Source organism: Micromonospora sp. DT53 (assembly GCF_049841535.1).
GTDB lineage: Bacteria > Actinomycetota > Actinomycetes > Mycobacteriales > Micromonosporaceae > Micromonospora.
The window spans coordinates 1-5,425 of the sequence record NZ_JBNCKM010000021.1 but is presented as its reverse complement, the minus strand read 5'-3'; the positions used below and the strand labels follow the sequence as shown (position 1 = coordinate 5,425).

The 5,425-nt window shown below is 57.3% G+C and carries 3 rRNA genes; all 3 read right to left on the bottom strand.

Annotation, left to right across the window (positions count from 1 at the left end):
• Positions 1–55: 55 nt before the first annotated feature.
• Positions 56–172: ribosomal RNA gene (gene rrf, locus ACLQ3B_RS33615) — 5S ribosomal RNA — on the bottom strand.
• Between the two features lie 86 nt (positions 173–258).
• Positions 259–3,370: ribosomal RNA gene (locus ACLQ3B_RS33610) — 23S ribosomal RNA — on the bottom strand.
• A 388-nt stretch (positions 3,371–3,758) separates the two neighbouring features.
• Positions 3,759–5,273: ribosomal RNA gene (locus ACLQ3B_RS33605) — 16S ribosomal RNA — on the bottom strand.
• The 16S, 23S and 5S rRNA genes sit together here, the layout of an rRNA operon.
• Positions 5,274–5,425: the final 152 nt, after the last annotated feature.

Below are 5,425 nucleotides of genomic sequence, written 5' to 3'. Positions count from 1 at the left end.
ATCCGGTAAACGCAGAATAGGCCACCCCCGAAGGGGTGGCCTATTCTGAAAGATTGTCCGGCGGCGTCCTACTCTCCCACACCCTCACGAGTGCAGTACCATCGGCGCTGGAGGGCTTAGCTTCCGGGTTCGGAATGTGACCGGGCGTTTCCCCTCCGCCATGACCGCCGTAACTCTATGAACATATCAAACAACCCCGGCACACACTTCACGGGTGTTCGCTTGTTCAGAGTTGCACAGTGGACGCGTAGCAGCTTAGTAGTCAAGTCCTCGGCCTATTAGTACCGGTCAACTGAACCCGTTACCGGGCTTACATTTCCGGCCTATCAACCCAGTCGTCTAGCTGGGGGCCTTACCCCACCAAGGTGGGTGGGATACCTCATCTTGAAGCAGGCTTCCCGCTTAGATGCTTTCAGCGGTTATCCCTTCCGAACGTAGCTAACCAGCCGTGCCCTTGGCAGGACAACTGGCACACCAGAGGTTCGTCCGTCCCGGTCCTCTCGTACTAGGGACAGCCCTTCTCAAGTATCCTACGCGCACGGCGGATAGGGACCGAACTGTCTCACGACGTTCTAAACCCAGCTCGCGTACCGCTTTAATGGGCGAACAGCCCAACCCTTGGGACCTGCTACAGCCCCAGGATGCGACGAGCCGACATCGAGGTGCCAAACCATCCCGTCGATATGGACTCTTGGGGAAGATCAGCCTGTTATCCCCGGGGTACCTTTTATCCGTTGAGCGACACCGCTTCCACTCGCAAGTGCCGGATCACTAGTCCCGACTTTCGTCCCTGCTCGACCTGTCAGTCTCACAGTCAAGCTCCCTTGTGTACTTGCACTCAACACCTGATTGCCAACCAGGCTGAGGGAACCTTTGGGCGCCTCCGTTACCTTTTAGGAGGCAACCGCCCCAGTTAAACTACCCACCAGACACTGTCCCTGAACCGGATAACGGTCCGAAGTTAGATACCCAAATCAACCAGAGTGGTATTTCAAGATTGCCTCCACCCATACTGGCGTATGGACTTCACCGGCTCCCACCTATCCTACACAAGCTAATTCGAGTACCAATGTCAAGCTATAGTAAAGGTCCCGGGGTCTTTCCGTCCTGCCGCGCGTAACGAGCATCTTTACTCGTACTGCAATTTCGCCGGGCCTGTGGTTGAGACAGTGGGGAAGTCGTTACGCCATTCGTGCAGGTCGGAACTTACCCGACAAGGAATTTCGCTACCTTAGGATGGTTATAGTTACCACCGCCGTTTACTGGCGCTTAAGTTCTCCGCTTCGCCCCCGAAAGAGCTAACAGGTCCCCTTAACGTTCCAGCACCGGGCAGGCGTCAGTCCATATACATCGAATTACTTCTTCGCATGGACCTGTGTTTTTAGTAAACAGTCGCTTCCCCCTGCTCTCTGCGGCCATACAACGCTCCACCCGCGCGGGGCTTCACGTCTCCGGCCCCCCTTCTCCCTAAGTTACGGGGGCAATTTGCCGAGTTCCTTAACCACAGTTCGCCCGATCGCCTCGGTATTCTCTACCTGACCACCTGTGTCGGTTTGGGGTACGGGCCGCTAAGAACTCGCTAGAGGCTTTTCTCGGCAGCATAGGATCACTGACTTCACCTGAATCGGCTCGGCATCACGTCTCAGCCTTCATGTGTTGCGGATTTGCCTACAACACGGCCTACACGCTTACCCCGGCACAACCACCGGCCGGGCTCAGCTACCTTCCTGCGTCACCCCATCGCTTGACTACTACCCATCAGGTTCCCACGCTCCCTCAGCTCAGTCCGAAGACCTCACCAAGTTCGGGCGGTTAGCACAACGAGGTTCATCAGGGACGCTCTTTCGCGGGTACGGGAATATCAACCCGTTGTCCATCGACTACGCCTCTCGGCCTCGCCTTAGGTCCCGACTCACCCAGGGCGGATTAGCCTGGCCCTGGAACCCTTGGTCATCCGGCGGAAGGGTTTCTCACCCTTCTTTCGCTACTCATGCCTGCATTCTCACTCGTGCCGCGTCCACAACTGGGTCACCCCGCTGCTTCACTCGCGGCACGACGCTCCCCTACCCATCCACACACCTGCACAAGGAATCAAGTCCCAGCGAGGATAAAATGTGAATGCCACAGCTTCGGCGGTGTGCTTGAGCCCCGCTACATTGTCGGCGCGGAACCACTTGACCAGTGAGCTATTACGCACTCTTTAAAGGGTGGCTGCTTCTAAGCCAACCTCCTGGTTGTCTATGCGACCCCACATCCTTTTCCACTTAGCACACGCTTAGGGGCCTTAGCTGGTGATCTGGGCTGTTTCCCTCTCGACTACGAAGCTTATCCCCCGCAGTCTCACTGCCGCGCTCTCACTTACCGGCATTCGGAGTTTGGCTGATTTCGGTAAGCTTGTGGGCCCCCTAGACCATCCAGTGCTCTACCTCCGGCAAGAAACACGCGACGCTGCACCTAAATGCATTTCGGGGAGAACCAGCTATCACGGAGTTTGATTGGCCTTTCACCCCTAACCACAGGTCATCCCCCAATTTTTCAACATTGGTGGGTTCGGCCCTCCACGCGGTCTTACCCGCGCTTCAGCCTGCCCATGGCTAGATCACTCCGCTTCGGGTCTAGGACACGCGACTGAATCGCCCTATTCAGACTCGCTTTCGCTACGGCTCCCCCACACGGGTTAACCTCGCCACATGCCACTAACTCGCAGGCTCATTCTTCAAAAGGCACGCCGTCACCCCGCAAGGCTCCGACGGATTGTAGGCGAACGGTTTCAGGTACTATTTCACTCCCCTCCCGGGGTACTTTTCACCATTCCCTCACGGTACTTGTCCGCTATCGGTCACCAGGAAGTATTTAGGCTTACCAGGTGGTCCTGGCAGATTCACGGCAGATTTCAGGGGTCCGCCGCTACTCGGGAACACCCACAGAAGGTCAGCAACTTTCACCTACCGGACTTTCACCGTCTACGGTCAGCCATTCCAGACTGTTCGACTAGCCACTAACTTTGTAACTTCTCGAACAAGTGTCAGCCTGTTCAGTAGGGTCCCACAACCCCGACCACGCAACCCCTGACAGGTATCACACGCAGCCGGTTTAGCCTCGATCCGCTTTCGCTCGCCACTACTCACGGAATCACTAAATTGTTTTCTCTTCCTACGGGTACTGAGATGTTTCACTTCCCCGCGTTCCCTCCACACACCCTATGTGTTCAGGTGTGGGTGACACCACATGACTGGTGCCAGGTTTCCCCATTCGGACACCCTGGGATCACAGCTTGGTTGACAGCTCCCCCAGGCCTATCGCGGCCTCCCACGTCCTTCATCGGCTCCTGGTGCCAAGGCATTCACCGTTCGCCCTTGACAACTTGACCACAAAGATGCTCGCGTCCACTGTGCAATTCTCAACAAACGACCAACCCACAACCCGATCCGCCCCACACCAAAACCCAATCCCTCAGGACCGGCGGTATGTGGGGCCAGGCCATGCCTGGCAGACTGCCAGCCCCCACACGGGAGGCCGGCCACGTCTCTGAAACAACAACACAACGGTTGTTCCTTCAGGACCCAACAGGGTGCTCACATTCTTCCTCAGCCGCACCAAGGCCATCCGTTCCCACCACCCCGAAAGGTTGGCTGTACTAGGTGACCCCGGCCGTTGCCGAGGGAAAACTTGCCAGTGTCTCCGCCATCTGAGCACCCCGACCCAACATTCGTGGGTCGCGGGCTCCTTGCACCCTTTCGGGTGAAGGTGCTCCTTAGAAAGGAGGTGATCCAGCCGCACCTTCCGGTACGGCTACCTTGTTACGACTTCGTCCCAATCGCCAGCCCCACCTTCGACGGCTCCCTCCACAAGGGTTGGGCCACCGGCTTCGGGTGTTGCCGACTTTCGTGACGTGACGGGCGGTGTGTACAAGGCCCGGGAACGTATTCACCGCAGCGTTGCTGATCTGCGATTACTAGCGACTCCGACTTCACGGGGTCGAGTTGCAGACCCCGATCCGAACTGAGACCGGCTTTTTGGGATTCGCTCCACCTCACGGTATCGCAGCCCATTGTACCGGCCATTGTAGCATGCGTGAAGCCCTGGACATAAGGGGCATGATGACTTGACGTCATCCCCACCTTCCTCCGAGTTGACCCCGGCAGTCTTCGATGAGTCCCCGCCATAACGCGCTGGCAACATCGAACGAGGGTTGCGCTCGTTGCGGGACTTAACCCAACATCTCACGACACGAGCTGACGACAGCCATGCACCACCTGTGACCGCCCCCGAAGGACCTCACATCTCTGCGAGTTTTGCGGCCATGTCAAACCCAGGTAAGGTTCTTCGCGTTGCATCGAATTAATCCGCATGCTCCGCCGCTTGTGCGGGCCCCCGTCAATTCCTTTGAGTTTTAGCCTTGCGGCCGTACTCCCCAGGCGGGGCGCTTAATGCGTTAGCTGCGGCACAGGAAACCGGAGAGGTCCCCCACACCTAGCGCCCAACGTTTACAGCGTGGACTACCAGGGTATCTAATCCTGTTCGCTCCCCACGCTTTCGCTCCTCAGCGTCAGTATCGGCCCAGAGACCCGCCTTCGCCACCGGTGTTCCTCCTGATATCTGCGCATTTCACCGCTACACCAGGAATTCCAGTCTCCCCTACCGAACTCTAGCCTGCCCGTATCGACCGCAGGCTTGGGGTTGAGCCCCAAGTTTTCACGGTCGACGCGACAAGCCGCCTACGAGCTCTTTACGCCCAATAAATCCGGACAACGCTCGCACCCTACGTCTTACCGCGGCTGCTGGCACGTAGTTGGCCGGTGCTTCTTCTGCAGGTACCGTCACTCTCGCTTCGTCCCTGCTGAAAGAGGTTTACAACCCGAAGGCCGTCATCCCTCACGCGGCGTCGCTGCATCAGGCTTCCGCCCATTGTGCAATATTCCCCACTGCTGCCTCCCGTAGGAGTCTGGGCCGTGTCTCAGTCCCAGTGTGGCCGGTCGCCCTCTCAGGCCGGCTACCCGTCGTCGCCTTGGTAGGCCATCACCCCACCAACAAGCTGATAGGCCGCGAGCCCATCCCAAGCCGAAAAACTTTCCACCACCAACCATGCGGCCAGTAGTAATATTCGGTATTAGCCCCCGTTTCCGAGGGTTATCCCAAAGCTTGGGGCAGGTTGCTCACGTGTTACTCACCCGTTCGCCGCTCGAGTACCCCGAAGGGCCTTTCCGCTCGACTTGCATGTGTTAAGCACGCCGCCAGCGTTCGTCCTGAGCCAGGATCAAACTCTCCAACAAAAAATTAGTTGAACAGCATCCTGACAACAAACAAATGTTGCCAAAGGAATCCCAACCAGCCAGCAAAAACTGACCAGTCCGGGGTATAAATCATAATTGGCACTGGCTTTACAAGCACCCTGTTGAGTTCTCAAAGAACAACCACACACCGA